Annotated in this window: 24 protein-coding genes; 8 read left to right on the top strand and 16 right to left on the bottom strand. The window is 66.4% G+C overall.

Annotation, left to right across the window (positions count from 1 at the left end; translation table 11 throughout):
* Window positions 1-81: 81 nt before the first annotated feature.
* From VSO01S_RS06020 to oxc, 5 genes are all read right to left on the bottom strand, one after another.
* Window positions 82-411: an HAD family hydrolase gene (locus VSO01S_RS06020; RefSeq protein WP_068640896.1), complete on the bottom strand. Its 330-nt coding sequence runs from the start codon at window positions 409-411 to the stop codon at window positions 82-84.
* Between the two features lie 204 nt (window positions 412-615).
* A complete protein-coding gene (frc, locus tag VSO01S_RS06015) occupies window positions 616-1,863 on the bottom strand; it encodes a formyl-CoA transferase (RefSeq protein WP_068640895.1) in 1,248 nt (415 codons plus the stop codon).
* Window positions 1,860-2,336, bottom strand: a complete 477-nt coding sequence (locus VSO01S_RS06010) for a PAS domain-containing protein (protein ID WP_068640894.1) — start codon at window positions 2,334-2,336, stop codon at window positions 1,860-1,862. The genes frc (VSO01S_RS06015) and VSO01S_RS06010 overlap by 4 nt, the downstream gene beginning before the upstream one ends.
* 145 nt (window positions 2,337-2,481) lie before the next feature.
* The gene (gene frc / locus VSO01S_RS06005; protein WP_068640893.1) at window positions 2,482-3,753 is read right to left on the bottom strand and encodes a formyl-CoA transferase; all 1,272 of its coding nucleotides are present in this window, start codon (window positions 3,751-3,753) and stop codon (window positions 2,482-2,484) included.
* A gap of 27 nt (window positions 3,754-3,780) precedes the next feature.
* Entirely contained in the window at window positions 3,781-5,565 is a 1,785-nt protein-coding gene (oxc, locus tag VSO01S_RS06000) for an oxalyl-CoA decarboxylase (RefSeq protein ID WP_068640892.1), read from the bottom strand.
* Window positions 5,566-5,704: 139 nt separating this feature from the next.
* Between oxc and VSO01S_RS05995 the strand changes: the two genes are divergently transcribed.
* Complete coding sequence (locus tag VSO01S_RS05995) at window positions 5,705-6,313, top strand: Crp/Fnr family transcriptional regulator (protein ID WP_068640891.1); 609 nt, start codon at window positions 5,705-5,707, stop codon at window positions 6,311-6,313.
* 57 nt (window positions 6,314-6,370) lie between these two features.
* Here the strand turns inward: VSO01S_RS05995 and VSO01S_RS05990 are convergent, their stop codons facing one another.
* From VSO01S_RS05990 to VSO01S_RS05975, 4 genes are all read right to left on the bottom strand, one after another.
* Window positions 6,371-7,900 (bottom strand): tripartite tricarboxylate transporter permease, encoded by a 1,530-nt coding sequence (locus VSO01S_RS05990; RefSeq protein WP_068640890.1) that lies wholly within the window; start codon window positions 7,898-7,900, stop codon window positions 6,371-6,373.
* 21 nt (window positions 7,901-7,921) lie between these two features.
* Window positions 7,922-8,431 carry a tripartite tricarboxylate transporter TctB family protein gene (locus tag VSO01S_RS05985; protein ID WP_068640889.1) on the bottom strand — a complete coding sequence of 170 codons (510 nt, stop codon included), beginning with the start codon at window positions 8,429-8,431 and terminating at the stop codon, window positions 7,922-7,924.
* Between the two features lie 126 nt (window positions 8,432-8,557).
* Window positions 8,558-9,580: a Bug family tripartite tricarboxylate transporter substrate binding protein gene (locus VSO01S_RS05980; protein ID WP_068640888.1), complete on the bottom strand. Its 1,023-nt coding sequence runs from the start codon at window positions 9,578-9,580 to the stop codon at window positions 8,558-8,560.
* Between the two features lie 191 nt (window positions 9,581-9,771).
* Window positions 9,772-10,704: a histone deacetylase family protein gene (locus VSO01S_RS05975; protein ID WP_068640887.1), complete on the bottom strand. Its 933-nt coding sequence runs from the start codon at window positions 10,702-10,704 to the stop codon at window positions 9,772-9,774.
* 173 nt (window positions 10,705-10,877) lie between these two features.
* Here VSO01S_RS05975 and VSO01S_RS05970 point away from each other — a divergent pair, with 173 nt between their 5' ends.
* The gene (locus VSO01S_RS05970; protein WP_068640886.1) at window positions 10,878-11,114 is read left to right on the top strand and encodes a hypothetical protein; all 237 of its coding nucleotides are present in this window, start codon (window positions 10,878-10,880) and stop codon (window positions 11,112-11,114) included.
* Window positions 11,115-11,214: 100 nt separating this feature from the next.
* On the opposite strand, the gene VSO01S_RS05965 is transcribed toward VSO01S_RS05970, so the two are convergent.
* Window positions 11,215-12,102 carry a LysR family transcriptional regulator gene (locus tag VSO01S_RS05965; protein WP_068640885.1) on the bottom strand — a complete coding sequence of 296 codons (888 nt, stop codon included), beginning with the start codon at window positions 12,100-12,102 and terminating at the stop codon, window positions 11,215-11,217.
* Window positions 12,103-12,215: 113 nt separating this feature from the next.
* Between VSO01S_RS05965 and VSO01S_RS05960 the strand changes: the two genes are divergently transcribed.
* Both VSO01S_RS05960 and VSO01S_RS05955 read left to right on the top strand, forming a co-directional pair.
* Window positions 12,216-12,455, top strand: a complete 240-nt coding sequence (locus tag VSO01S_RS05960; protein ID WP_153305145.1) for a hypothetical protein — start codon at window positions 12,216-12,218, stop codon at window positions 12,453-12,455.
* Window positions 12,456-12,596: 141 nt separating this feature from the next.
* A complete protein-coding gene (locus tag VSO01S_RS05955; protein WP_153305144.1) occupies window positions 12,597-12,842 on the top strand; it encodes a hypothetical protein in 246 nt (81 codons plus the stop codon).
* A 12-nt stretch (window positions 12,843-12,854) separates the two neighbouring features.
* Here VSO01S_RS05955 and VSO01S_RS05950 read toward each other — a convergent pair whose 3' ends face one another.
* The 4 genes from VSO01S_RS05950 to VSO01S_RS05935 all read right to left on the bottom strand — a co-directional run bounded on the left by VSO01S_RS05950 (window position 12,855) and on the right by VSO01S_RS05935 (window position 19,175).
* Window positions 12,855-14,513: a Na/Pi cotransporter family protein gene (locus tag VSO01S_RS05950; protein WP_068640882.1), complete on the bottom strand. Its 1,659-nt coding sequence runs from the start codon at window positions 14,511-14,513 to the stop codon at window positions 12,855-12,857.
* Window positions 14,514-14,564: 51 nt separating this feature from the next.
* Window positions 14,565-15,074: a signal peptidase II gene (gene lspA / locus VSO01S_RS05945; RefSeq protein WP_068640917.1), complete on the bottom strand. Its 510-nt coding sequence runs from the start codon at window positions 15,072-15,074 to the stop codon at window positions 14,565-14,567.
* A complete protein-coding gene (ileS, locus tag VSO01S_RS05940; RefSeq protein ID WP_068640881.1) occupies window positions 15,074-17,950 on the bottom strand; it encodes an isoleucine--tRNA ligase in 2,877 nt (958 codons plus the stop codon). The genes lspA and ileS overlap by 1 nt, the downstream gene beginning before the upstream one ends.
* A gap of 199 nt (window positions 17,951-18,149) precedes the next feature.
* Window positions 18,150-19,175 carry a bifunctional riboflavin kinase/FAD synthetase gene (locus VSO01S_RS05935; RefSeq protein WP_068640880.1) on the bottom strand — a complete coding sequence of 342 codons (1,026 nt, stop codon included), beginning with the start codon at window positions 19,173-19,175 and terminating at the stop codon, window positions 18,150-18,152.
* A 140-nt stretch (window positions 19,176-19,315) separates the two neighbouring features.
* Here VSO01S_RS05935 and VSO01S_RS05930 point away from each other — a divergent pair, with 140 nt between their 5' ends.
* Window positions 19,316-19,873: an HNH endonuclease gene (locus VSO01S_RS05930; protein WP_068640916.1), complete on the top strand. Its 558-nt coding sequence runs from the start codon at window positions 19,316-19,318 to the stop codon at window positions 19,871-19,873.
* Between the two features lie 174 nt (window positions 19,874-20,047).
* Here the strand turns inward: VSO01S_RS05930 and VSO01S_RS05925 are convergent, their stop codons facing one another.
* Together VSO01S_RS05925 and VSO01S_RS05920 are read right to left on the bottom strand one after the other, a co-directional pair.
* On the bottom strand, window positions 20,048-21,163 hold the full coding sequence (locus tag VSO01S_RS05925) for an acyl-CoA dehydrogenase family protein (protein ID WP_068640879.1): 1,116 nt from the start codon (window positions 21,161-21,163) through the stop codon (window positions 20,048-20,050).
* A 12-nt stretch (window positions 21,164-21,175) separates the two neighbouring features.
* A complete protein-coding gene (locus VSO01S_RS05920) occupies window positions 21,176-22,357 on the bottom strand; it encodes an acyl-CoA dehydrogenase family protein (RefSeq protein WP_068640878.1) in 1,182 nt (393 codons plus the stop codon).
* Between the two features lie 86 nt (window positions 22,358-22,443).
* Here VSO01S_RS05920 and purN point away from each other — a divergent pair, with 86 nt between their 5' ends.
* From purN to VSO01S_RS05905, 3 genes are all read left to right on the top strand, one after another.
* Window positions 22,444-23,037: a phosphoribosylglycinamide formyltransferase gene (gene purN / locus VSO01S_RS05915; protein WP_068640877.1), complete on the top strand. Its 594-nt coding sequence runs from the start codon at window positions 22,444-22,446 to the stop codon at window positions 23,035-23,037.
* A gap of 108 nt (window positions 23,038-23,145) precedes the next feature.
* Window positions 23,146-25,002, top strand: coding sequence for a M48 family metallopeptidase (locus VSO01S_RS05910; protein WP_068640876.1), 1,857 nt, complete (start codon window positions 23,146-23,148; stop codon window positions 25,000-25,002).
* A gap of 58 nt (window positions 25,003-25,060) precedes the next feature.
* Window positions 25,061-26,332 carry an RsmB/NOP family class I SAM-dependent RNA methyltransferase gene (locus tag VSO01S_RS05905; protein ID WP_068640875.1) on the top strand — a complete coding sequence of 424 codons (1,272 nt, stop codon included), beginning with the start codon at window positions 25,061-25,063 and terminating at the stop codon, window positions 26,330-26,332.
* Window positions 26,333-26,392: the final 60 nt, after the last annotated feature.

Below are 26,392 nucleotides of genomic sequence, written 5' to 3'. Positions count from 1 at the left end.
TTGGTAGGCGCGGGCCGGCGCGGGGCCGGGGCTGGTGTTGTTGTCGATTCGCACGGTGTGTCCCTTCAGGCTGCGGGTTGCTCAGATGCCGAGTTCGCGTCCCAGCGTTTCGGCCCAGTTGAATGGCGCGGTGGCCAGGGGGCCGGACTGCGCCATGCGGCGCTTGTGCTCGGCCGTCTTTTCCAGGATGACGCCGCCCAGGAAGTCGACGTCGTAGGCGCGCAGCAGATGCGGCTGCTGCGACTCGAGGTAGTAGCGCACGCGTGCCGGTGCATCGGCACGTTCGCGCAGCAGCGCGACGTAGGTATCGCAGTCCCAGTACCAGCGAAGGCCCAGTTCATTGAATGCGGCGTTGAAGGCATTGCGATCGAGTTCTTCGTCGAGGTATTGGGTGGGCAGATCGTTGACCATGACCAGATTCCTTGTACTTGTGCCGCGGGTTGAGGATGAAAGGCGGAAAGCGGCGGCACTGGGTGAATCTTGGGCGGCTCGATCAATAAATAACAGTCAAAGTATTTAATTCAGATCATCAATGATCAGTTATGCATTTCGGCGAGCGGCTCTCCTGGGCCGCGCACGGCGGCCTTGGGATTGCAGCCGCTCGCGCGGCGGCGTTCAGACCACTTTGAGTTCGCGCAGCGCCGCGACTTCGTCGGCGCTGTAGCCCAGCTGGCCCAGCACCTCGTCGGTGTGCTCGCCCAGCAGGGGCGAGCGGGTCACCTCGGTCGGGCTGTCGCTCAGCTTGATCGGATTGCCCACCGTCAGGTACTTGCCGCGGGTGGGGTGGTCCACCTCCACCAGCGTGCCGGTGGCGCGCAGCGATTCGTCTTCGGCAATCTCCTTCATCGACAGGATCGGCCCGCAGGGAATGTCGTATTGGTTGAGGATGTCCATGGCCTCGAACTTGGTCTTGGTCATGGTCCACTGCTCGATGCGCTTGAAGATGGGCTTGAGGTGCAGCAGGCGGGCCTGCGGCGTGGCGTAGGCCTCGTCCTCGATCCAGCCTTCCTCGCCGATCACTCGGCAGATGGCGGGCCAGGCGGCCCCCTGGGTGATGAAGTAGATGTAGGCGTTGGGGTCGGTCTCCCAGCCCTTGCACTTGAGGATGGAGCCCGGCTGGCCGCCGCCCGATGCATTGCCGGCGCGCGGTACCGCGTCGCCGAACTTGCCGTCGGGATATTGCGGGTACTCGTGCATGGTGCCGGTGCGGTCCAGGCGCTGCTGGTCGCGCAGCTTCACGCGGCACAGGTTGAGCACCGCGTCCTGCATGGGCGCGAGCACCTTCTGGCCGCGGTTGGTCATGGTGCGCTGGTACAGCGCCGCGACGATGCCCAGCGCCAGGTGCAGGCCGGTGCCGCTGTCGCCGATCTGCGCGCCGGTCACCATCGGAATGCCGTCTTCCATGCCGGTGGTCGACGCCGCGCCGCCGGCGCACTGCGCCACGTTCTCGTAGACCTTGCAGTCCTCGTACTTGCCCGGGCCGAAGCCCTTGACCGAGGCCACGATCATGCGCGGGTTGAGCTCGTGGATGTGTTCCCACGTGATGCCCATGCGGTCGAGCGCGCCGGGCGCGAAATTCTCGACCAGCACGTCGCAGGTCTTGATCAGGCGGTCCAGCACCTTGCGCCCTTCGGGCTTCTTGGTGTCCAGCGTGATGGACCGCTTGTTGTGGTTGAGCATGGTGAAGTAGAGGCTGTCCACGCCGGGTATGTCCCGCAGTTGGCTGCGGGTGGCGTCGCCCTCACCGGCGCGTTCCACCTTGATCACATCGGCGCCGAACCAGGCCAGCAGTTGCGTGCAGGTCGGTCCGGACTGGACGTGCGTGAAATCGAGGATGCGAACACCCTCCAAAGCCTTGCTCATCGAGCATCTCCTGTGGAATTGATCATCCGTTCAGCCTCTGCGAGCCGGGCCCGCAGCTTGCGCTCCTCCTGGAAGCGCTCGGTTTCGTCGCGAACCATGGCGACGATGGCGTTGACCTTGCCGTCGCTGCCCTTGAGCAGCGACACGGTGAATGCGATGGAAATGGTGTGCCCGTCCTTGTGCAACGACGGTACCTTCAGCAAGGTGGTGCCGTAGCGGGTGATGCCCGTTTCCATCGTCTTTTCATATCCGTCCCAGTGGCGCTGGCGCTGCCGCTCGGGAATGATGAGATCGAGCGAGCGGCCCATGGCCTCTTCGCGCGAGAAACCAAAGATGCGTTCGCAGGCCGCGTTCCACAGGATGATGTTGCCGCGCGCATCGCACACGCAGATCCCGTCGCCTGCACCCTCCACCAGTTGCCCGAGGTCGATGGCCGGGGCATTCGTCTTGTTGTTGTCGTTCGTGTCGCTCATGTCTGTCTCCGTGGGGCAAAAGAAAGGCCGGTGCGCACGAAAGCTCGCCGCCCTCGCGCCACCGGCCACATTTCACCGCAAGTCCCTCTCGGGTTAACCCGCGCGGCCGGCCCTGCCGGGCCGCCGGGGGCCCGGCGGGTTCAGGTCAGACGACCTTGCTCTCGTGCATCTTGGCGATCTGGTCCTTGCTGTAGCCCAGTTCGGCCAGCACTTCGTCGGTGTGCTCGCCCAGCAGGGGCGAAGCGGTGATCTCGGGCTTGAGATCCGAGAACTTGATCGGGCTGCCGATCGTGAAGTAGCTGCCGCGCTCCTTGTGCTGCACTTCGACGATCGAGCCGCTCTTGCGCAGCGACTCGTCGCGCAGCAGCTCGGCCATCGACAGCACCGGGGCGCAGGGAATGTCGTACTTGCGGAAGATGTCCACCGCCTCGAACTTGGTCTTGTCCTTGATGAAATCCTCGATGGTGGCGAAGATCTGCTCGATGTGCGGCTGGCGTGCCTTGGCCGTGGTGTAGTCCGGGTCGGTCTTCCACTCGGGCTTGCCCAGCGCGTCGCAGATGGGTTCCCAGGCGTGGCCTTGCACCGTGAAGTAGATGTAGGCGTTGGGGTCGGTCTCCCAGCCCTTGCACTTCAGGATCCAGCCCGGCTGGCCGCCGCCGCCGGCATTGCCGCCGCGCGGCGTGACCTTGCTGGCGAAGGCTTCCATCTCGTGCGGGTACTGGGGGTACTCCTCGAGGTAGCCCACGCGCTCCAGGCGCTGCTGGTCGCGCATCTTCACGCGGCACAGGTTCAGCACGGCGTCCTGCATGGAGCAGGCCACCTTCTGGCCCTTGCCGGTCTTCTCGCGGCCGATGATGGCCGTCAGGATGCCGATGGCCAGGTGCATGCCGGTGTTGGAGTCGCCGAGGGCTGCAGCCGAGATGGTGGGCTCGGAGTTCTCGCCCTTCCACCAGCCGGTGGTCGAGGCTGCGCCGCCGGCACACTGCGCCACGTTCTCGTAGACCTTCAGGTCTTCGTAGTGGTGGCCTTCGGAGAAGCCCTTGACCGATGCGTGGATCAGGCGCGGGTTCAGCTCCTGGATGCGGGCCCACGAGAAGCCCATGCGGTCGAGTGCGCCGGGGCCGAAGTTCTCCACCAGCACGTCCGATTCCTTCACCAGCTTCTCCAGCACGGCCTTGCCTTCGGCCGTCTTGGTGTCCAGCGTGATGGAGCGCTTGTTGCTGTTGAGCATGGTGAAGTACAGCGCGTCCACGTTGGGAATGTCGCGCAGCTGCGAGCGCGTGACGTCGCCGGCGCCGGGGCGCTCGACCTTGATCACGTCGGCGCCGAACCAGGCCAGCATCTGGGTACAGGCCGGGCCGGCCTGCACGTGCGTGAAGTCGATGATCTTGATGCCGTCGAGAGGTTTGTTGCTCATGTTCGTTCTCCTTGAACTTTGCCTGGGTTACTTCTTCTTGGCCGTGGCCGGGTTGAGACTGGTGATGCGACCGCTTTCGGTGCCGGCGGTCTCGTCGATGACTGCGTTGATGAGGGTGGGGCGGCCGGAGGCGACGGCTTCGGCCAGCGCCTTCTGCAGTTCGTCGGCGGTGGTGGCATGCACGCCCACGCCGCCGAAGGCTTCCATCAGCTTGTCGTAGCGTGCGTTCTTCACGAACACGGTGGGCGCCACGTCAGGCGTGCCGCTGGGGTTCACGTCGGTGCCGCGGTACACGCCGTTGTTGTTGAACACGATCACGCACACCGGCAGGTTGTAGCGGCAGATGGTTTCCACCTCCATGCCCGAGAAGCCGAACGCGCTGTCGCCCTCGACCGCGATCACCGGCTTGCCCGTGATCACTGCGGCGGCCACGGAGAAGCCCATGCCGATGCCCATGATCCCCCAGGTGCCCACGTCCAGGCGCTTGCGCGGCTCGTACATGTCGACGATGGAGCGGGCGAAGTCCAGCGTGTTGGCGCCTTCGTTGACGAAGATCGCGTCCGGGCGCTGGCGCACCTGCTCGCGGATCACCGACAGCGCGCTGTGGAAGTTCATCGGCGACGGACGCGCAGCCAGCGTCTGGGCCATCTTCGACAGGTTCTTGTCCTTGCGCTCGGCGATGGCGCCGGTCCATTCGGCCGGCGGCTTGGCCCAGTTGCTGCCCAGGCCCGCCACGAGGGCCGAGACGCAGGAGCCGATGTCGCCGATCACCGGGGCCTCGATGGCCACGTTGCTGTCGATCTCGGTGGGGGCGATGTCGATCTGGATGAACTTCTTCGGACCCTTCTCGGCGCCCCAGGTCTTGCCCTTGCCGTGCGAGAGCAGCCAGTTCAGGCGCGCGCCCACCAGCAGCACCACGTCGGCTTCCTGCAGCACGTACGAGCGTGCGGCGGCCGCCGACTGCTCATGCGTGTCGGGCAGCAGGCCCTTGGCCATCGACATGGGCAGGTAGGGGATGCCGGTCTTCTCGACCAGGGCGCGGATGTCGGCGTCGGCCTGCGCGTATGCAGCGCCCTTGCCCAGCAGGATCAGGGGACGCTTGGCGCCCTTGAGCAGGTCCAGTGCGCGCTTGACCGATTCGGCCGAGGGGATCTGGCGCGGTGCCGGATCGACCACCTTGATCAGCGATGCCTTGCCGGCCTTCGCTTCCATGGTCTGCGAGAACAGCTTGGCCGGCAGGTCCAGGTACACGCCGCCGGGGCGGCCCGACAGCGCGGCGCGGATGGCGCGTGCGATGCCCACGCCGATGTCCTGCGCATGCAGCACGCGGAAGGCGGCCTTGCACAGCGGCTTGGCGATGGCCAGCTGGTCCATCTCCTCGTAGTCGCCTTGCTGCAGGTCGACGATCTCGCGCTCCGAAGAGCCGCTGATCAGGATCATCGGGAAGCAGTTGGTGGTGGCATTGGCCAGCGCCGTCAGGCCGTTGAGGAAGCCGGGTGCCGACACCGTCAGGCAGATGCCGGGCTTTTGCGTCAGGAAGCCGGCCGCGGCGGCGGCGTTGCCCGCGTGCTGCTCGTGGCGGAAGGAGATCACGCGCATGCCCTCGGCCTGGGCCATGCGGGTCAGGTCGGTGATCGGAATGCCCGGCAGGCCGAAGATGGTGTCGATGCCGTTGAGCTTGAGTGCATCGATCACCAGGTGGAAACCGTCGGTGGTTTCTTGCTCCGGCGTCTCGTCGGCGATGCTCTTGATGGCACGCGCAATCGCTGGATCCAGCGCCGCTGCCTGCTTGTCGGTGGTGACTGAAGACATGTCTCTCCTTCTGCGTATTGCTTGAACGGTCAGACTATGATTCGCGCCATGCCTCGGGCGCGTTGACCAAGATCAACTTTCCAAAAAAGGACGCCGGCAAGCAGCGTTGCGGCGACAGGCGAAGCGAAGAAAACACCCCATGACCTTGTTGGAAAACCACCCGGAGAAAAACATCATTCGTCTCCAGCTCCGGGAGAACGTGGTGCTCAAGGACCTGAGCGACAGCGAACGAACCGAACTGGAAAGCCACCTCGTGGTGGTGGACGGCAACAAGGGCGACTTTCTGCTGCACCAGGGCGTGCGCGAGATGGCCCAGTACTTCATCCTCGAGGGCATCCTCAAGCGCGTGGTGAGCAATGCGGAGGGCAAGGAGATGATCCTGCGCTTTGCAGACGAGCACGAGATGGAGACGAGCTACGCGGCGCTGCGCTTGGGCACGCCCACACCCTACGGCATCGTGTGCGTGACCAAGGCGCGGGTGGCCACGCTGCCGCTGAAGGAGTGGATCGCGTTTCTCAACCGGCACCCCGAAGCCAAGGAGCATTTCGAGTACGCGGTGATGAAGGGCATGAGCGAGATCATGGCCCACACCATCACGCTGCACCTGCTGGATGCGCCGGGGCGCGTGCATCGCTTCATGCGCAAGCATCCGGAGCTGATCGACCGCATTCCGCGCAAGGAACTCGCGTCGTACCTGAACCTCTCCGCGGAAACCTTGAGCCGCTTGCGAGCCAAGGGAAAGATCTGAGGTCTTTCCAAAAAGCAAGAGGCGCCCGAAGGCGCCTTTTTTTGCGGCCGGCCGGACTCAGTCCACCGGCCGCTCCTTATGGAACTCGTCCGCCTTCGGCGCCTTGACCAGGGCCAGCAGCTTTCCCAGCAGCGGCCACACCAGCATCAGCAGCGCCAGCGTCGTGATGCTGCCCACCAGCGGGTTGGAGAACATGATCATCACGTCGCCCTGCGACACCAGCATGGCCTGGCGGAACGAGTCCTCGGCCTTGTCGCCCAGCACCAGGGCCAGCACCAGCGGCGCGAGCGGATAGTCGAGCTTCTTGAACAGGTAGCCGACCACGCCGAAGCCCAGCATGAACCAGATGTCGAGCATCGCGTTGTGCACCGTGTAGGCCCCGATGGCGCAGATCACGATGATCACCGGCGCGATGATCGAGAACGGAATGCGCAGGATCGATGCGAACAGCGGCACCGTGCTGAGCACCACGATCAGGCCCACGATGTTGCCCAGGTACATGGAGGCGATCAGGCCCCACACGAAGTCCTTCTGCTCGACGAACAGCAGCGGCCCAGGCTGCAGGCCCCAGATCAGCAGGCCGCCCAGCAGCACGGCCGCGGTGGGCGAGCCTGGAATGCCCAGCGCCAGCATGGGCAGCAGGGCGCTGGTGCCGGCGGCGTGCGCGGCGGTCTCGGGGGCCACCACGCCTTCCATCTCGCCCTGGCCGAAGTTCTTGCCGTTGCGCGACATCTTCTTGGCCAGGCCGTAGCTCATGAACGACGCCGGCGTGGCACCGCCGGGGGTGATGCCCATCCAGATGCCGATCAGCGAGCTGCGCACCGAGGTGACCCAGTACCTGGGCAGCTGGGCCCAGGTCTTGAGCACCACCTTCGGGTCGATCTTGGCCGTCTTGCCCTGGAAGCTCAGGCCTTCCTCCATCGACTGCAGGATTTCGCCGATGCCGAACAGGCCGATCACCGCGATCAGGAAGTCGAAGCCGCGCATGAGTTCGGGCTGGCCGAAGGTCAGGCGCAGCTGGCCGGTGACGGTGTCCATGCCGACGGCCGCCAGGGCGAAGCCCAGCGCCATCGATGCGAGGATCTTGAAGGGCGAGCCCTTGCCCATGCCCACGAAGCTGCAGAAGGTGAGCAGGTAGACCGAGAAGAACTCGGGCGAGCCGAACTTGAGCGCGAACTTCGCCACCAGCGGCGCGAGGAAGGTGATCATGACCACCGCCACCAGCGCGCCGATGAACGACGAGGTGAAGGCACTGGTGAGCGCCTCGCCCGCGCGTCCTTGCTGCGCCATGGGATAGCCGTCGAAGGTGGTGGCCACCGACCACGGCTCGCCCGGGATGTTGAAGAGCACCGAGGTGATGGCGCCGCCGAAGAGGGCGCCCCAGTAGATGCACGACAGCATGATGATCGCCGAGGTCGGCGACATGGTGAAGGTCAGCGGCAGCAGGATGGCCACGCCGTTGGCGCCGCCCAGGCCCGGCAGCACGCCGATGAGTACGCCCAGGATGATGCCCACGAACATCAGCAGGACGTTCATGGGAGTGATGACCACCGCAAAGCCCGACATCAGGGCATTGATCTCGTCCATTTCTTGTCGCTCCGCTTGTGCTTAGTAGCCGAGGAAGGCGAGCGGGTCGAGCGAGCCCTTGTACAGGGGCACCTTGAACCACACTTCGAACATGCAGAACAGCACGACGTTGATCGCCAGCGCGGCAACCACGCTCTTGATCCACGAGTACTTGCCCAGCACGATCATGAACAGGGCGATGTAGATGGCCGACGCCACATAGATGCCCGCCAGCGCAATGGCGCCGACATACACCGCCGCCGGCAGCAGCACGCTGAGCACGCGGCCCAGTTGCTCGCGGTCGACGAACACCTCGGTGTTGCGCTCCTTGCCCAGCACGGTCTGGTACAGGGTGCCGAGCGCCGAGATGGTGATGATCAGCCCGATGTAGAACGGGAAGTAGCCCGACCCCGGTCCGTCGCTGGTCCAGCCGGCACCCAGGCGCCGGCTCTCGAATATCACCACGATGCCGACCACCAGCAGTACCGCTGCGACCGCCGCTTCCACCACCCAGGTGGCGATGCCCGTTCGGGCTGACTCCTCATGCTCCATGGATCTTCCCCATCGTAGGTCTCAAGAACAAAACAGGCAGCACCGCCCCGCCCACTGCCCCGCGAGCGGAGGTGGAGGCGTCCGGCCGAGCCGGCACGTCGGGGCGGTGGAGGGTTGCTTGTGCGCTTACTTGGCCGCAATGAAGCCGGCTTCGGTCATCAGCGTCTTGTGGGTGGCTTCGGCGTCGGTCAGCCACTTCTTGAAGGGTTCGCCCGTCATGTAGGTCTGGTTGAAGGCACCCTTTTCCATGTACTCGGCCCAGTCCGGCGTGGCCTTCACCTTGGCCAGCAGGTCCACGTAGAAGGCCAGCTCTTCGGGCTTCACGCCGGGGGGCATGAAGATGCCGCGCAGCATCGTGTAGGCCGTGGGCACGCCTGATTCCTTGCAGGTGGGAATGTCGTTCCAGGACTGGGTCTCGGTCACCTTGGCCTTGTAGGGCATGCGATGGTCGTCGAACACGCACTGCGCGCGCAGCTTGCCAGCGCGCCACTGGGCGACGGCCTCGATGGGGTTGTTCACGGTGGAGTTGATGTGGCCGCCCACCAGTTGCACCGCCACTTCGCCGCCGCCCTTGAAGGGCACGTAGATGAACTTGGTGCCGGTCGCCTTTTCCAGCGCCACCGTGATGATCTGGTCTTCCTGCTTGGAGCCGGTGCCGCCCATCTTCATCTTGCTCGGGCCTGCAGCCTTCACGGCCGCGATGTATTCGTTGGCCGTCTTGTAGGGCTCGTCCGCATTGGTCCACAGCACGAACTGGTCGAGCGCCATCATCGCCACGGGCGTCATGTCCTTCCAGTTGAAGGGCACGCCGGTGGCCATGGGGGTGGTGAAGAGGTTCGAGAGGGTCACCACGATCTTGTGCGGATCGCCCTTGGCTTCCTTGATCGCGAGAAAGCCCTCGGCACCCGCGCCGCCCGACTTGTTGACGACGATCAGCGGCTCCTTCATCAGCTTGTGCTTGACGACGATGCCCTGGATCAGGCGCGCCATCTGGTCGGCGCCGCCACCGGTGCCGGCGGGCACCACGAATTCGACAGGCTTGGTGGGCTCCCATGCATGGGCGGGCACTGCGGCGGCGAGGGCCAGCACGGCAGCGGCGCAGACTTTCGTACGACAGGACCGAACACGGGACGCGAGGCTCTTGATCATGTTGTCTCCTAAAAGTTGGTGCAGCTCTTCTTCTCGATGCTTGAGCTTTCGTTCGCACGCACGGCACGAACGAAAGCCCAACGAAGGCAGATGCTGCGCGCCGCGAGACATTCGCGGATTGACCGTGGTCAACTTTTCGAGCAATCCCTATGCGGGTCAACCCGCGCCCGAGCCGGCGCCTTTGCGCCGCTTCATGCGTGCATCAGCGCACGCACATGTGCGGCCGTGCCGCTCGCCAATGCCTGCAGGCTGTAGCCGCCTTCGAGGACGGAGACGATGCGCCCCTGCGCGGTGGCGTCCGCCACCTTCACCAGTTCGGTGGTGATCCAGTGGAAGTCGTCGTCGGTGAGGCTCAGGCCGCCCAGCGGGTCCTTGAAATGCGCGTCGATGCCGGCCGAGATGATCAGCAGCTCGGGCTCGAAACGGCGCAGCGCCGGCAGCAGGTCCTGGTTGATGCGTGCGCGGAAGGTCGGGGAGTCGCAGGCCATCGACAGCGGTACGTTCACGATGTTGTGCGCCACGCCGCTTTCCTGCCGCGCGCCCGTGCCCGGATAGAAGGGCGATTGGTGCGAGGAGCCGTAGAAGAGCTCCGGGTCCGACCAGAAGGCGTGCTGGGTGCCGTTGCCATGGTGCACGTCGAAGTCCACCACCGCGATGCGCCTGATGCCGTGTGCATGCCGTGCATGCAGCGCGGCAATCGCCGCCTGGTTGTAGACGCAGAAGCCCATGGCGCGGTCGGCCTCGGCATGGTGGCCGCACGGCCGCGTGGCGCAGAAGGCGTTGCGCGCTTCCTTGGCGACCACGGCGTCCACGGCCGCGCACGCAGCGCCGACGCATCGCATCACGGCCTGCAGTGTGCCGGGCGACATGATCGTGTCGCCTGCATCGAGCAGCTGGTAGCCCTCCATCGGTGCCATGGCTTCGACGCTGGCCACGTAGTCGGCGGTGTGCACCAGCAGCACCTGCTCGCGGGTGCCCAGCGGCGCCTCGCGCCAGCGCGCCTTGGCGAACTCCGGCGCCTCGAGCGCGGCCAGCACGGCGCGCAGCCGCTCGGGCGACTCGGGGTGGTGCGGTCCGGGACGGTGCTCCAGGCAGTCTTCGTGGGTGTAGATCAGGGTCGTCATGCGTGCGGCCTGTTGAAGTGTTTGTCGGCTTGGCCGTCTGTGGAGGTGAAGGCGTGCGAAACCGCCGGTTCCCGCTGAAAGCAGTTCGGAATTCGAGGGTTTTCCCTGAAATGCGGGAAAACCCTATAAAATGGAGTCAATCCGTAGATTCCACATCCGAGGAGTTCCGTTCCATGTCCACGCTGACCCCGTCCTCCGCAACCGCTGTTTCCGGTGGCTTCACCGGCGCGCTGAAGACTTTCGTCGACGAAGCCTCCGTCCTCATCGGGGCGCTGCTCAACCCCGGCAAGATCCTGGGCGAAGTGGAGCAAATGCGTGCCCTGCTGGTGGCCGCCAATGCGGTGCAGGCCACCGATCCGGCGCGCGCCGCAGCGCTGCGCACGCGCGCTTCGCGCATCGGCCTGAACTAAGGCTTGTCTCTTGTTCACACGAGTCCGCTTTCTTGGCGGATTCTGTGTGCCGGGTCGCCGCGTCGCGCTTGACCCGCGTCAAGTTTCCGGCGCGCGCACCCTAGGCTTTTTCCGGATACCCGGCTGAGAGGCTGCCCGGCGGTGGCAGGTTGCCCGCCATCTCGCGCAAGCCCTCGAGGGCTTCGTGCAACGCCGGCGGCTCCGCGCCCGCCGCATAGACCACATAGGCCGGATACAGGAACTCCGGGGTATCCGGCACCCGGTGCAGCCGGCCGGCTTCAATGTGGGACCGAGCGACCTCCAGCCGGAAGTAGCCGGTGCCGCCGGCCGCCAGCACGTATTCCAGCCCGAGCGGCCCGAGGCCCGTCTGTACCGGCGCATTGGACAGCTGCGGAAAGGCGAGGCCGTGCTGCATCTCGAACTCCGGGCCCCAATCCACGTTCACGTAGTCGGCCGCCCGCGGCACGCGGGTTTCCGGATCGGTGCTGACCATGACCAGCCGTTCTTCGATCAGCAGTTCGACGCGCAGGCCCGGGCGCTGTTGCGGCGCATAGGCAATGGCCGCATCCAGCACGCCGCCGGCCACCTGGTCGAGCAACTCGCGCGCAGGGCCCACGGTGCAGCGCAGTGCCAGGTCGGGCGCCCGCTCGCGCATGCGCACCAGCCAGCGCGGCAGCAGCGGATGCCACAGGCTGGTTTCGCAGCCCAGTGCCAGCACCGCCCGCCGGCCTTCTGGCACGGCCACCTGCTGCCGCGCCCGCTCCCAGACCTGGACCAGGGTGCGCGCATGCGGCATGAACTGTTCGCCGGCAGAGGTGAGCACGGCCCCGGCCTTGTTGCGCACGAACAAGGGGCGCCCCAACTGGTCCTCCAGTGCCCGCACGCGTGCGCTGATGGCGGTCTGCGTGACGTGCAGCCGCTCCGCCGCGCGCTGGAAGCTGCGGGTCTCGGCAATGGCGAGAAAGGTGCGCGCAAGGCCGATGTCCATGGGCTTGTCTCCAAGATCAATGCAGAAATATTGCATTGATCTGGCAATAAAACTCGTTGTACTTATATCGGTGCGGACCCTAGGATCGATGCACACCCACCAAGGAGTCAGTCATGTCGACCGCCGAAAGGACCCTTTCCACCCCTACCCTGCCCAGCCGCCTTCAGGCCGCGATGAGCGTCCTGGCCCGCGAGGCATCCGCGCTGCTGGATGCGCTGCTGCAGCCGGGCAAGGTGCTGACGGAGGTGGAGCAGATGGGCAAGCTGCTGGTGGCGGCCAATGCACTGGACGAGCGTGACCCTGGGCGGGCGACGCTGTTGCGCCGGCGCGCCTCGACCATCGGCCTGAACTGAGGATCGCCACACGAGCTGAAAACTCTCCGTAGGGAAGCTGCTAGGTTGCCGCTTCCCGAAGGCGCATGGTAAGAAGCGGTCAGGGAGCCTAGCCATGACTGCGGAGAGGCCATGCACAACAACGGAGACGAGCGCGCCACGATGCGCGCCAAAAAAGAGGGGCGTGACAATTCCCTGGATGCGCGTGCCGCGTTTTGCGGACGGGCGCTGAAGGCCGTGATCGCGCTCATTGCGCTGGTTGCGGTTGTCGTTTCGGTACCTGCGCTTTCGCGCGCGGACTTCCCGCTCGCCAGCCTTCTCATCTACTGCATCGGCATGGGCTTCATCGCCATGCCGCTGTGCCTGTACCACGAGCTGCTGCTCCAGCGCCGCATGCACGGCGCCTGAAACCCGCCCGACCTACGAACCCAGTTCGCCCAGCCGCGAGGCGCGCAGGCGGCTGGGTGCCAGCGCGCCGGCCGAATCCAGGATGGGGTAGGCGATCGAGCAGATGTGCGAGTTGATCCGCTTGAGGTCGCTGATCAGGTCGATGTGCAGAGAACTGGTCTCGATGCTCGAGGCGGTCTGCTCCGACAGCCGCACCAGGTGCGTGCTCGCGTAGTGGTGCTCCAGTTCGCGAAAGCGCACCTTCTCTTCCAGCAGACGCTGCGCGTCGTGCAGGTTGCCGTTGAGGAACACGCTCATGCCCAGCCGCAGGTTGGCCACCAGCCGCTCGTGCAGCTCGACAATCTCGTTCATGCCCGCTTCGGAGAAATTGCGGTGTAGGCGGATCTTCTTGTCCTCGATGTCGATGATCACGCGCTCGATGATGTCGCCGATCTGCTCCATGTTGATGGTGAAGCTGATGATGTCGGTCCAGCGCCGGCTTTCCGACTCGCCCAAGGCCTCGCGCGAGATCTTGGTCAGGTAGTACTTGATGTCCGAGTAGAGGCGGTCGACGTCGTCGTCCATCTTTCGCAACTCGGCCGCCAGGCGCAGGTCGTTGCGCCGGATCACGTCCAGCATGCCGATCAGCATGCTCTCCACCAGGTCGGCCTGGTGCATGGCTTCGCGCGCGGCGTTGGAAATTGCCAGGCTCGGCGTGGAAAGGGCGGAGGGGTCCAGATGCTGCGGGCGGCGGCTCGAGGGCGGCAGCGGCGGCTCGGGCAGCAGCCGGGTCATGGCCTTGGCCACCCAGTCGGTCAGCCCGATGAACAGCAGACTCATCGCCACATTGAGCGCCAGGTGGAACATGACCACCAGCTGCGGCGCAACCAGGTGCGGGCGCATGTACTGCAGCCAGAGGCCGACAAAAGGCGCCGCCATGGCGACGCCCAGCACCTTGAACACCAGATTGCCCATCGTGACCTGGCGCACCGCCGCCGCCGACTTCGCCGTGGTGAGCACCGCCAGCAGCCCGCTGCCCAAATTGGCGCCGAGGACCAGGCCCAGCGCCACATCGAGCGGCACCACGTTCGAGCTGGCCATGGCGGCCACCAGCAGCACCACGGCCAGGCTGGAGTAGGCCAGTACGGCCAGTGCCGCGCCCAGCGTGATCTCCAGCAGCACGTCGCTGGTCAGCGATGCCAGCAGTGCGCGCACCGGTGGCGCTTCGAACAGCGGACCCGTGGCCTCGACCACCATCTGCAGCGCCAGCAGCATCAGGCCCAGCCCGATGAGGATGCGCCCGAAGCGCCCGGCGGGCGTCGCCTGGCGCGAGATGTACAGCACCACGCCGATGAAGATGAACAGCGGCGACAGCCAGGACAGGTCGACGGAGAACAGCACCGACATCAGCGCGGTGCCGATGTCCGCGCCCCGCATCACGGCCAGCGCGGCCGGCAGCGCCACCAGGCCCTGGCCGACGAAGGACGAGGTCATGAGCGAGGTGGCGGTACTCGACTGCACCAGCGCCGTGACCCCGATGCCCGACAGCGCCGCCGCGAAGCGATTGCGCATGCTGCGGGCAAGGAACTCGCGCAGGTCTGCACCGAACACCCCCATGACGCCGGTTCTGACGAGATGGGTCCCCCATACCAGCAGCGCGATCGCTGCCAGCAAGTTCAAGAGATGTTTCATGGATCCGGGCAACTATACGCGCGGGCCCCGGCCCCGCGCGTGGCGCGCCGGCTACGGTTGCGGCTTGCGCATGCGGCGCAGCTCGTCCAGCACGAGCAGGACCGCGCCCAGCGTGATGGCGCTGTCGGCCAGGTTGAATGCGGGGAAGTGCCGGCCGGCCCAGTGGAAGTCCAGGAAGTCGACCACGTAGCCGTGCATCATCCGGTCGATCACGTTGCCGATGGCGCCGCCCAGGATCAGCGTCATGGACAGCGAGAACAGCGTCTGGCCGGCGTGGGACTTGAGCATCCAGGTGATGAACACTGCGGCCGCCACGCCGATGCCGGTGAACGCCCAGCGCTGCCAGCCGTCCGCGTCGGCCAGGAAGGAAAAGGCAGCGCCGGTGTTGTGCGCCCGCACGATGTTGAAGAAGCTGGTGACCACCGTCTGGTCGGCGTAGCGGTAGTTCGCCAGGATCACCGCCTTGGTGAACTGGTCGGCCACCACGATGAGCAGCGCGGCCAGCAGCCAGGGCCAGATGGCGGGCCGGGTGCCGCCGGCCACGGGAGGAGCGCTCGACATCATGCGACTTGGCGCTGTTCGCCCGCGCCCCACAGGTTGCTGGTGCAGCGGCCGCACAGGGTGGGGTGGTCCACGTCGTGGCCCACGTCGGCGCGCCAGTGCCAGCAGCGCTCGCACTTCAGGGCCGTGCTCGGCACCACCTGCACGGCCAGCTCGGCGCCTGCCAGCAGTTCGACCGCCGAGGTGATCAGCACGAACTTCAGGTCGTCGCCGAGGCTGGCGAGCAGGGCGTGGTCCTGCTCGTTGGCCGCCAGCCGCACGTTGGCCTGCAGCGATGAGCCGACCTTGCCTTCGGTGCGAACGTTCTCGATCTCCTTGTTGACCGCGTCGCGCACTTCGCGGATGCGCGACCACTTGGTCAGCAGCGCCTCGTCCGGCTCGCCCAGGTCGAGGTAGGTCTGCGTGAAGATCGACTGGCCCTTGTCGGCATCGGCAGCCACGATGGCCCAGGCCTCTTCCGCGGTGAAGCTGAGGAAGGGAGCCATCCAGCGCAGCATGGCCTGGGTGATGTGCCACAGGGCCGTCTGCGCGCTGCGCCGCGCCTTGGAGTTGGCGGCCGTGGTGTAGAGGCGGTCCTTGAGCACGTCGAGGTAGAAGGCGCCGAGGTCTTCGCTGCAGTAGACCTGCAGCTTGGCCACCACGGGGTGGAACTCGTAGACCTTGTAGTGCGCCAGGATCTCGGCCTGGAACTGGGCCGCGCGGCTGAGCGCGAAGCGGTCGATCTCCAGCATCTCGTCCAGCGGCACCAGGTCCTTCTCGATGTCGAAGTCGCTGGTGTTGGCCATCAGGAAGCGCAGCGTGTTGCGGATGCGGCGGTACGCATCCACCACGCGGGCCAGGATCTTGTCGTCACCGGCGATGTCGCCGGAGTAGTCGCTGGCCGCCACCCACAGGCGGATGATCTCGGCGCCCAGCTTCTTGCTGACCTCTTGCGGGTCGATGCCATTGCCCAGCGACTTGCTCATCTTGCGGCCCTGGCTGTCGACGGTGAAGCCGTGCGTCAGCAGACCCTTGTACGGCGCACGGCCGTACAGCGCGCAGGCCAGCAGCAGCGACGAGTGGAACCAGCCGCGGTGCTGGTCGTGGCCTTCCAGGTACAGGTCGGCCTCGGGGCCGCTTTCATGGAATTGGGGCGCATGCGTGCCGCGCAGCACGTGCTGGAAGGTGGAGCCGGAGTCGAACCACACCTCCAGGATGTCGGTGCTCTTGGTGTAGCTCGGCGCGTCTTGCGCGCCGAGAATCTCCTCGGTCGTGACGCGGCTCCAGGCCTCGATGCCGCCCTTTTCGACGATGTCTGCCGCCTGGTCGAGGATCTCCATGGTGCGCGGGTGCAGCTCGCCCGAATCCTTGTGCAGGAAGAAGGGGATCGGCACGCCCCAGCTGCGCTGGCGCGAGATGCACCAGTCGGGCCGGTTGGCGATCATGTCGTGCAGCCGGGCCTTGCCGTTCTCGGGGTAGAAGCTGGTCTGCTCGATGGCGTCCAGCGCCATCTGGCGCAGCGTCTTGCCGGCCTTGTCCTTGGTGAACACGCCTTCGCCCTCGTCCATGCGGATGAACCACTGCGCAGCCGCGCGGTAGATCACCGGCGACTTGTGGCGCCAGCAGTGCGGGTAGCTGTGCGTGATGACTTCGGTCGTCAGCAGGCGGTTGGCATCGCGCAGCGCGCCGATGATGACCGGCACGGCCTTCCAGATGTTCTGGCCGCCGAAGAGCGGAAAGTCGGGCGCGTAGCTGCCGTTGCCCTGGACCGGGTTCAGGATGTCCTCGTACTTCACGCCGTGCGAGATGCAGGAGTTGAAGTCGTCCACGCCGTAGGCCGGCGACGAGTGCACGATACCGGTGCCGTCGGTGGCGGTGGCGTAGTCGGCCAGGTACACCGGGGACAGGCGCCGGTAGCCGTGGGTGCCGTCCTCGCTCTTCACGTCGTACAGCGGATGCTCGAACTCCAGGCCGCCGAGCTTCTCACCCTTGACCGTGGCCAGCACCTTGCCGTCCAGCGCGTAGCGGTTCATGCACATCTCGACCAGCGAGGCGGCCAGCACCAGCAGGCCCCGCTCGGTGTCGACCAGCGAGTAATCCAGCTCCGGGTTCAGGTTGAGCGCCTGGTTGGCCGGGATGGTCCAGGCGGTGGTGGTCCAGATGACGATGAAGGCGTCTTTCTCGAGCTTGGGCAGGCCGAAGGCGGCGGCGAGCCTGGCCGGGTCGTGCGCCTTGAACGCGACGTCGAGCGTCTGGCTCTTCTTGTCCTGGTATTCGATCTCGAACTCGGCCAGCGAGGAGCCGCAGTCGAAGCACCAGTACACCGGCTTGAGGCCGCGGTACACGAAGCCGCGCTCGATCACCCGCTTGAAGGCGCGGATCTCGCCGGCCTCGTTGGCGTAGTCCATGGTCTTGTACGGATGCGTCCACTCGCCCAGCACGCCCAGGCGCTGGAAGTCGGTCATCTGCTGTGCGATCTGCTCGGTGGCGTAGGCGCGGCTCTTGGCCTGCATCTCGTCGCGGCTGAGGTTGCGGCCGTGCTTCTTCTCGATGGCGTTCTCGATCGGCAGGCCGTGGCAGTCCCAGCCGGGCACGTACAGCGCGTCGTAGCCTTCGAGCTGGCGCGCCTTGGTGATCATGTCCTTCAGGATCTTGTTCACCGCGTGGCCCATGTGGATCTGGCCGTTGGCGTAGGGCGGGCCGTCGTGCAGGATGAACTTCGGCGCGCCGTGGCGGGCGTCGCGCAGGCGCTGGTAGCGACCTTCGTGGTTCCATTCCTTGACCCAGCCCGGCTCGCGCTTGGGCAGGTCGCCACGCATGGGGAAGGGCGTGTCGGGCAGGTTCAGCGTGGCGCGGTAGTCGGTGGCGGCAGCGCTGTCGGTGGGGGTGTCAGCCATGGTGTGTCCGTAGGAATTCCGAGGTGTCCGGGGGAAGGCGCCGCCCTGCGGCGTCTTCATTCAATGGTTCTTGATGAAGGACGCGGCCGATGCCGGCGGGCGTCCTCGTCGTCTGGGCGGGACAGGCGGAAAGATTCTTGGCAGCAGCTTGGGCGTTGAAATTCAGGCCCTGCGGAAGCGAAGTAAGACCTTCCGCCGCTCAAATTCGGTCGCGCGTGGTCTGCCGATGGGTGGAACCGAAGAACGCACGTGCGTCGTCCCGGTCCTTGGCGATACCCGCCGTCAGGGCCTCGAGGCTGTTGTAGCGCAGCTCGTCGTGCAGTTTGTGCAGGAGTTCCACGCGCACGATTTTACCGTAGGCCCCTTCGGCGCCCAGGTGGGACGGCCATTCGAGGCAATGCGTTTCCAGCAGCACGCGCCCGCCGTTGACGTCATTGGCGTCCAGGGACGGGCGCACGCCCAGGTTGGCCACGCCCGGCAAGGGCGTTTCGTGCAGCCCATGCACCAGCACCGCGAAGATGCCGCTGGCGGCCGGCTTCCAGTGCTTGAAGCGCAGGTTGAGCGTGCGAAAACCGTCGTCGCGCCCGGGCTCGGAGGCGCCCAGTCCGCGGCCCAGCTTGCGCCCGTGCACCACATGGCCCGAGATGGCGTAGGGCCGGCCCAGCAGGTTCTGGGCGTGGGCCATGTCGCCGGCGGCCAGCGCCTCCCGCACGGCGGAGCTGGACACGCGCTGGCCGTGCACCTCGTAGCTCATCATGCGCGCCACGTCGAAGCCGCGTGCAGCCCCGGCGGCGTCGAGCATGGCGTAGTCGCCGGCCCGCTTGGCGCCAAAGCGGAAGTCGTCGCCCACCAGGACGTAGCGGGCGCCCAGGCCCTCGATCAGCACCTGCTCGATGAACTCGTCGGGCGTCCGGCTGGCCAGCCGGGCGTCGAAGGGCAGCACCACTGTCTGGTCGACGCCGCAGGCGGCCAGCTCGCTGAGCTTGTCGCGCAGGGTGCCGATGCGCGCGGGGGCCAGCTCGGGCTTGCGCGCCACCTGCGCGAAATAGTCGCGCGGATGCGGCTCGAAGGTCAGGACGCAGCTGGGCACGCCGCGGTGCCGGGCTTCGGTGGTCAGCAGGGCCAGCATCGCCTGGTGGCCCCGGTGCACCCCGTCGAAATTGCCGATGGTCAGGGCACAGGCCCGCGCCACGCCGGGATGACGGAAACCACGGAAGATCTGCATGAGTCGAGTATCTTTTTGATAGCACGCTGCGCCCGGCCAATGGCCCCCAGCAGGCTATTTGTCATGAAAGCGGTATATATTGTGACGCGTTGATCGGAATCAATTGCCCGTTCCTGTTTTGAAACGAGGAGGCGTAGGTGGTGAAGGTCTTGAAGCTGTCGGCCCAAGGGCTGCCGCAATCGTGGATATCGCTGGAGCAGGCGGTCACCCACTACGCGGCGGATGAAGTGCGCTGGGAAGTCGGTGCCCAGGTGGCGCTGTTTCGCGGCGGCACCAACGCCATCACGGGCCAGCAGTCGCAGATTGCCGTCAACAGCATCATCGGCACCAAGGGCGTGCCCAAGATCAACCCCTTCACGCAGCGCCCGGGCCTGACCAACAGCAAGCTCTTCGCGCGCGACCGCAACATCTGCGCCTACTGCGGCGGCCACTTCCATGACGAGGACCTGACGCGGGAGCACATCCGGCCCTTTGCCCAGAACGGGCAGGACACCTGGATGAACGTGGTCACGGCCTGCCGCGCCTGCAACCACCGCAAGAGCAGCCGCACGCCGGAGCAGGCGGGCATGTCGCTGCTGTACACCCCGTACGTGCCGAGCCTGTGGGAAGACTTCATCCTGCGCAACCGCCGCATCCTGGCCGACCAGATGGAGTTCCTGATGGCTCACCTGCCGCGCGACTCGCGGCTGCACGGGTAGCGGCCAGAAGCTCCAATTGAAAACGCCCGTCGGCGCGAGTCGGCGGGCGTTTCAATTTTGGAGGCCAGCCCCACACCGCGGAACCGGCTTTGCCGGGCCGCTGGTGAGGCCCCCTCCCCGGGAGGTGGCGAATTACACGCAGCGAAGCGGAGTGAAAAGCCGGGAGGCTTCAGGTCAAGCAAAGACGCCGGCCGTGTCCTGCATGCGCGCCGACACTTCGCACAGGTGGTGCAGGCTGTCGCCGAAGGTCATTTCCAGCTGCGTGAGCTTGCGGAAGTAGTGGCTCACGATGTACTCGTCGGTCACGCCGATGCCGCCGTGCAACTGCACTGCCTGCTGGCTGATGTAGCGCATGGACTGGCCCAGCTGGTACTTGGCACGTGCGATGGCCTGGCGGCGCTCGGCGGCCGGGGCATTGAGCTTGAGGCTGGCGTAGTAGCTCATGGAGCGGGCCAGTTCCAACTGCATCTTCATGTCGGCCGCGCGGTGGCGCAGGGCCTGGAAGCTGCCGATGAGCACGCCGAACTGCTTGCGCGTGTTGAGGTACTCGACGGTGATGGCCAGGGTCTTGTCCATCACGCCCACCGCCTCGGCGCACAGTGCGGCAATGCCGATGTCCACCGCGTGCTCGAGCACCGGCAGGCCATCGGCCGCGATCAGGGTGGCGGCGGCGTTGCTGAACACCACCTCGGCGGCGCGGCTGCCATCCTGCGTGCCGTAGCCCTTGGTCTCGACGCCGCTGGCCGCGCGCTCGACCAGGAAGAGTGCGATCTTGCCGCCGGCCTGTGCCGGCACCAGGAAGGCGTCGGCCTCGTCGCCCGCGGGCACCACGCTCTTGGTGCCCGTCACGGTCCAGCCACCACCGGCTTGCGCCGCCTTGGCCTCGCACACGTCGAGCTTGTAGCGCGCCTTGCGCTCCTGGTAGGCCAGCACCACCAGCGCCTGGCCGCCGGCGATGCGCGGCAGCCAGTTGTCCTTGGTGTCCTGGTCGGCATGGCCGGCCAGCACGGCGCCGGCAATGAAGGCTTGTGCCAGCGGCTCGAGCACGATGCCGCGGCCCAGCTCTTCCATCACCACCATGCCTTCGACGGCACCCATGCCCAGGCCGCCTTCGTCTTCGGGAATGTAGAGGCCGCCCAGGCCCAGCTCGGCCAGTTCGTCCCAGGCCTCGCGCGAGAAGCCGCCGGCCTTTTCGATTTCACGGCGGCGCTCGAAGCCGTAGCCCTTTTCAACCCACTTGGCGACGGCGTCGCGCAGCTGCTGCTGGTCGTCGGAAAAATTGAAGTCCATGTCGATGTCTCCTCAGCCCAGCAGGGTTTGCGCCACGATGTTTCGCTGCACTTCGTTGGAACCGCCGTAGATGGTGGTCTTGCGCATGTTGAAGTAGGTGCTGGCCAGCGGGGCCAGTTCGGGGTGGCCGCCGGGGAAGTTGCCCTGCCAGCCGGCTTCCATCGCTTCGCGGATGAGCGGCAGCGCGTAGGGGCCGCCGGCCAGCATCATCAGCTCGCTGTAGCGCTGCTGGATCTCGCTGCCGCGGATCTTGAGCAGGCCCGCGATGTCCAGCGAGTTCTTGCCCGACTTCTCGGCCGAGAGCACACGCAGCACCAGCATCTCGAGGGCGACCACGTCGACCTCGAGCTTGGCGATCTCGTCGCGGAAGCGCGGGTCGTCCCACACGCCTTCCTTCCTGGCGATGCGCTTGAGGCGCTCCAGCTCGCGCTTGGCGCGGTTCACGTCGGCGATGTTGGTGCGCTCGTGGCTGAGCAGGTGCTTGGCGTAGGTCCAGCCCTTGTTCTCTTCGCCGATGAGGTTCTCGGCCGGCACCTCGACGTTGTCGAAGAACACGTCGTTGACCTCGAAGCCGCCGTCCATCAGCTTGATGGGGCGCACGGTGACGCCGGGCGACTTCATGTCCAGCACGATGAAGCTGATGCCGGTCTGCGGCTTGCCCTCGTTGCTGGTGCGAACCAGGTTGAACATCCAGTCGCCGTGCTGGCCGAGCGTGGTCCAGGTCTTCTGGCCGTTGATGATGTACTTGTCGCCCTTGCGCTCTGCACGGGTGCGCACGGACGCCAGGTCGGAGCCCGAACCCGGCTCGCTGTAGCCCTGGCTCCACCAGACTTCGCCGCTGGCAATGCCGGGCAGGAAGCGCTTGTGCTGCTCGGGCGTGCCGAAGGCCATGATCACCGGGGCCACCATCACGGGGCCGAAGGGGATGATGCGCGGCGCGCCGGCCAGTGCGGTTTCTTCCTCGAACAGGTGCTTTTGCACGGCGGTCCAGCCGGGGCCGCCGAATTCCTTGGGCCAGCCATAGCCGAGCCAGCCCTTCTTGCCCAGGATCTTGGCCCAGCGCTGCATATCGTCGCGCGAGAGCTCAAGGGCGTTGTGCACTTTGTGCGAGAGGTCCTTGGGCAGGTTTTCTGCAACCCAGGCACGGATGTCTTCGCGGAACTTCAGTTCCTCGGGGGTAAAGGCCAAATCCATGGGATGTCTCCAGAGAATCCAAGTTTTTAGCACGCTCGTTCGTGCCGCCCAGTCCGAAACGCGACACTAGGATAATCCGTGCCGGCATGACGAAGAACATCGTGATCTTGATATCGGGAGGCGGCTCCAACATGGCTGCCATCGTGAATGCGGCGGCATCGAATGACTGGGCACAAAGGTTCGGCGCGCGGGTGGCGGCCGTCATCAGCAACAAGGAGGAGGCGCAGGGGCTGGCCTTCGCGCGCGAGCGCGGCATTGCCACGGCCGTGGTGAAGCACCGCGACTTCGCCTCGCGCGAAGACTTCGATGCGGCGCTGGCCGCAGCCATCGACAGCCATCGGCCGGCGCTGGTGGTGCTGGCCGGATTCATGCGCATCCTCACCCCCGGCTTCGTGGCGCACTATGCGGGGCGACTGCTGAACATCCATCCTTCGCTGCTGCCGCACTTCCCAGGGCTCAACACGCATCAACGCGCCATCGATGCGGGCCATTCGGTGGCGGGCGCCACGGTGCACGAGGTCACGGCCGAACTGGACCACGGGCCGATCCTGGCCCGCGCCGAGGTTCCCTTACTGCCGGGCGACACCGCTCAAAGCCTGGCCGCCCGCGTGCTGGCGCAGGAGCACGTGATTTATCCGCAGGCCATCGAGACCTTCCTGGCGGGCCGAAAGGCCGACTGAAGCAATTTCGCCACGGGCTTAATTCACGGAAGCGGCTCGCCTGTTGCCCCGGCGGCTTGGCCGCCAAACTTGACGTTTAACATTCCCTTAAACATCTAAGGGATTGATTTGGATCGGGCCGACTTCGTCCACCTGGTGCGGTTGAGCGAGCACGACAGTGCCGATGACAGTGCGCGCTATCGGCGCAGCGTCGCCCTTTTCGCGGCGCTGGGCTACGCCTGGGTGCTGGCCTGCCTGCTGCTGGCTGTCGGGCTGCTGGTCTGGGTGGCCGGCTCCTTCGGCCGCCAGGGCACGGGCCACTTCGGCCGTGTCTGGGTGGGGCTGTTTGCGCTGGGCCTGCTGTGGGCGACCCTGCGCGCCCTGTGGGTGAGCTTCGACCGGCCGGAGGGCGTCCGCCTGGAGCGCGAGGACGCGCCGCGCCTGTTCGACGCGCTGGACCGCATCCGCGACCGCATCGACGGTCCGCCCGTCCACCATGTCTACCTGGACAGCGACTTCAACGCCAGCATCCGCCAGCTGCCGCGTTTCGGCCTGCTGGGCGGCGCCGTCAATTACCTGAGCGTGGGCCTGCCGCTCCTGATGGCGCTGGACCGCCGCCGGCTGCTGTCGGTGCTGGCGCATGAATACGGGCACCTACGCGGCAACCACGGCCGGCTGAGTGCCTGGATCTACCGCACCCGCCTGTCCTGGCTCAAGCTGGACGAGAGCCTGCAGCGCAACGAGGGGCTGATGGCCGCGGTGTCGCAGGCCTTTTTCCGTTGGTACTTCCCCCGCTTTGCTGCCAAGACATTCGCACTGGCCCGCCAGGACGAATACGAGGCCGACCGCATCTCGGCCAGGCTGCTGGGCACCTCCGTGGCGGCTGCCGCGTTGACAGAGATTGCCGTGAAGGGCGCCTGGTATGCCCAGAGCTTCTGGCCCGCGCATTGGGCGCGCGCCGCGAGCGAAGCCGTGCCGGTCGGCCCGTTCACCGCGCTGCGCACGCAGTTGCGGGCCGCACCCGAAACCGCGTTTGCCCGCGAGGCGCTGCGTGGCGCCATGCGCCGGGTGAGCGATGTCGACGACACGCATCCGGTGCTGCGCGACCGGCTGGAGGCCTTCGAGGAAAAGGCGGTGCTTCCGGAATGGTCGGCCAAGCCGGCGCTGGACATGCTGGCGGACCGGGGCGAGAAGTGGGTCGAGCACTTCGATCGCGAATGGTGCCGCGAGCATGTCAACGACTGGAAGCAGCACCACGGCTACCTCAAGCGAGTGCGGGAGCGTGTCGATGCGCTGGCGGCCAGCGCCGGCCGCAACAACGCCGATGAAATGGTCGAGTGGGCCGATCTCGAACGCCGCCTGGACATCCACGCCGATGTGCGCAGCCGCTACGAGCGCGCGCTGGAACTCACGCCCGAGCATGCCGGCGCCCTGCGCGGCTATGTGCAGATGCTGCCGGCCCTGGACCGCGAGGCGCGGCTGCCGGTCCTGGCGCGCCTGTACCTGTCGGGAACGGCCAGCCGCTGGTGGGCGGCCAAGACCGCCGTCGCCCTGCTGGAGAACCCGGACGCCGGCGCGCACGACGAAGCCGCCCTCAAGCAATGGCGCGCCCGCCTGAAGGAAGCGGAAGAGGCCGAGCACCGGGCCTGGGAGGAAATTGCCGGCACGCCTTATTTCAGCCAGATCACGATGCACGACCTGAGCGACTTCGAGATGGGGGAACTGCAGGCCGACCTGGTGCGCTGCCATCCGATCGCGCGGGCCTGGCTGGTGCGCAAGAACCTGCGCGAATTTCCGTGGCGGCGTGCGTACATCCTGTTCGTGGAGTTGCCCGGCTTGGCAGACGAGGAACGCTACCAGCTCTGCCGCCATCTGGAGCAGACGCTGAGCCTGCCCGGTGCCACCCTGGTGCTGTGGGCCGGCCATTCGCCGACGCTGCACGATATCCAGCGCGAGGCGCGCGGGCCGATCTGGACCAGGACGTAACAGCCTCCCGGGCCGTCATTCCGCCGCGGTCGATGTAGACCGGGGACAATCGACCGCTATGCATCCCAAAGCCTTGTTGGACGCCACCGCCGAACTGGTGGGCCTCGTCCTGAAATTCGATCACCCGGCGGACGCCGTCGTTTCGCGCTACTTCCGCGAGCACCGCGAACTCGGGCCGCGCGAGCGCGCGACCCTGGCGGAGACCGTCTACAACGTCCTGCGCAACAAGCTGCGCTACGACCACTTCGCGCCCTCGGGCAGCGGGCCCAAGGAGCGGCGCATGGCCATCCTGGGCTTCCACGGGCCGCGCGACTTCCTGCACAGCGCCCTGAACGACACGGAATCGGCCTGGCTGAAGGCCTGCGACGCCGTCAAGCCCGCGGACCTGCTGGAGCGGCATCGCCACAACCTGCCCGAATGGCTGGTGGCGCCGCTCAAGGCGCAGCTGGGCGACGCGTTCTGGCCGCTGGCCGAGTCGCTGCTGCGCCCGGCACCGCTGGATCTGCGGGTCAACGCCCTGAGCGACAAGCGGGTGGACGTGCAGAAGGAACTCAAGCTGGCCGGCATCCAGGCCGCGCCGACGGCGTATTCGCCCTGGGGGCTGCGCATCGAAGGCAAGCCGGCGCTGACCCGGCTGGACGCCTTTGCCCGCGGCGCCATCGAAGTGCAGGACGAGGGCTCCCAATTGCTGGCCTTGCTGCTCGATGCCAAGCGCGGCGAGATGGTGGTCGACTTCTGCGCCGGCGCCGGCGGCAAGACCCTGGCCATCGGCGCCTCCATGCGCAGCACCGGGCGCCTGTACGCATTCGATGTCTCGGCACATCGGCTGGATGCCCTCAAGCCGCGGCTGGCCCGCAGCAAGCTGTCGAACGTGCACCCGGCAGCCATTGCGCACGAGCGCGACGACCGGGTGAAGCGGCTGGCCGGGAAGATCGACCGGGTGCTGGTCGACGCCCCGTGTTCGGGCCTGGGCACGCTGCGCCGCAACCCCGACCTGAAATGGCGTCAGTCGCCCCAATCCGTGGCAGAGCTGACGGTCAAGCAGGCCGCCATCCTCCAAAGCGCCGCGCGGCTGGTGAAGTCGGGCGGGCGGCTGGTTTACGCCACCTGCAGCGTGCTGCCGGAGGAGAATGAGGCCATCGCCGAGGCGTTCGGCGCCGCCAACCCCGATTTCGAGCCGCAGGACGCCGGGACGCTTCTGGAGGGGCTCAAGGTCCAGGACGCAGCCGGGCTGTGCGCCGGCGGGGAGAACGGCATGCGCTATTTGCGCCTCTGGCCGCACCGGCAGGACACCGACGGCTTCTTTGCCGCCGTCTGGAAGCGCAAGTAGCTGGAAATCCCGCGAAACGCCCCGATCTTTGAATTCGCGTCATTTCTTGAGGGAAATCAA

The organism is Variovorax soli NBRC 106424 (assembly GCF_001591385.1).
GTDB lineage: Bacteria > Pseudomonadota > Gammaproteobacteria > Burkholderiales > Burkholderiaceae_C > Variovorax > Variovorax soli.
This window is presented reverse-complemented; position numbering and strand designations above follow the sequence as displayed.

What these genes read in the sequence shown, in the direction of transcription:
- VSO01S_RS06020 (WP_068640896.1), bottom strand. Translation starts at nt 411, where the DNA reads ATGGTCAACGATCTGCCCACCCAATACCTCGACGAAGAACTCGATCGC.
- frc (WP_068640895.1), bottom strand. Translation starts at nt 1,863, where the DNA reads ATGAGCAAGGCTTTGGAGGGTGTTCGCATCCTCGATTTCACGCACGTC.
- VSO01S_RS06010 (WP_068640894.1), bottom strand. Translation starts at nt 2,336, where the DNA reads ATGAGCGACACGAACGACAACAACAAGACGAATGCCCCGGCCATCGAC.
- frc (WP_068640893.1), bottom strand. Translation starts at nt 3,753, where the DNA reads ATGAGCAACAAACCTCTCGACGGCATCAAGATCATCGACTTCACGCAC.
- oxc (WP_068640892.1), bottom strand. Translation starts at nt 5,565, where the DNA reads ATGTCTTCAGTCACCACCGACAAGCAGGCAGCGGCGCTGGATCCAGCG.
- VSO01S_RS05995 (WP_068640891.1), top strand. Translation starts at nt 5,705, where the DNA reads ATGACCTTGTTGGAAAACCACCCGGAGAAAAACATCATTCGTCTCCAG.
- VSO01S_RS05990 (WP_068640890.1), bottom strand. Translation starts at nt 7,900, where the DNA reads ATGGACGAGATCAATGCCCTGATGTCGGGCTTTGCGGTGGTCATCACT.
- VSO01S_RS05985 (WP_068640889.1), bottom strand. Translation starts at nt 8,431, where the DNA reads ATGGAGCATGAGGAGTCAGCCCGAACGGGCATCGCCACCTGGGTGGTG.
- VSO01S_RS05980 (WP_068640888.1), bottom strand. Translation starts at nt 9,580, where the DNA reads ATGATCAAGAGCCTCGCGTCCCGTGTTCGGTCCTGTCGTACGAAAGTC.
- VSO01S_RS05975 (WP_068640887.1), bottom strand. Translation starts at nt 10,704, where the DNA reads ATGACGACCCTGATCTACACCCACGAAGACTGCCTGGAGCACCGTCCC.
- VSO01S_RS05970 (WP_068640886.1), top strand. Translation starts at nt 10,878, where the DNA reads ATGTCCACGCTGACCCCGTCCTCCGCAACCGCTGTTTCCGGTGGCTTC.
- VSO01S_RS05965 (WP_068640885.1), bottom strand. Translation starts at nt 12,102, where the DNA reads ATGGACATCGGCCTTGCGCGCACCTTTCTCGCCATTGCCGAGACCCGC.
- VSO01S_RS05960 (WP_153305145.1), top strand. Translation starts at nt 12,216, where the DNA reads ATGTCGACCGCCGAAAGGACCCTTTCCACCCCTACCCTGCCCAGCCGC.
- VSO01S_RS05955 (WP_153305144.1), top strand. Translation starts at nt 12,597, where the DNA reads ATGCGCGCCAAAAAAGAGGGGCGTGACAATTCCCTGGATGCGCGTGCC.
- VSO01S_RS05950 (WP_068640882.1), bottom strand. Translation starts at nt 14,513, where the DNA reads ATGAAACATCTCTTGAACTTGCTGGCAGCGATCGCGCTGCTGGTATGG.
- lspA (WP_068640917.1), bottom strand. Translation starts at nt 15,074, where the DNA reads ATGTCGAGCGCTCCTCCCGTGGCCGGCGGCACCCGGCCCGCCATCTGG.
- ileS (WP_068640881.1), bottom strand. Translation starts at nt 17,950, where the DNA reads ATGGCTGACACCCCCACCGACAGCGCTGCCGCCACCGACTACCGCGCC.
- VSO01S_RS05935 (WP_068640880.1), bottom strand. Translation starts at nt 19,175, where the DNA reads ATGCAGATCTTCCGTGGTTTCCGTCATCCCGGCGTGGCGCGGGCCTGT.
- VSO01S_RS05925 (WP_068640879.1), bottom strand. Translation starts at nt 21,163, where the DNA reads ATGGACTTCAATTTTTCCGACGACCAGCAGCAGCTGCGCGACGCCGTC.
- VSO01S_RS05920 (WP_068640878.1), bottom strand. Translation starts at nt 22,357, where the DNA reads ATGGATTTGGCCTTTACCCCCGAGGAACTGAAGTTCCGCGAAGACATC.
- purN (WP_068640877.1), top strand. Translation starts at nt 22,444, where the DNA reads ATGACGAAGAACATCGTGATCTTGATATCGGGAGGCGGCTCCAACATG.
- VSO01S_RS05905 (WP_068640875.1), top strand. Translation starts at nt 25,061, where the DNA reads ATGCATCCCAAAGCCTTGTTGGACGCCACCGCCGAACTGGTGGGCCTC.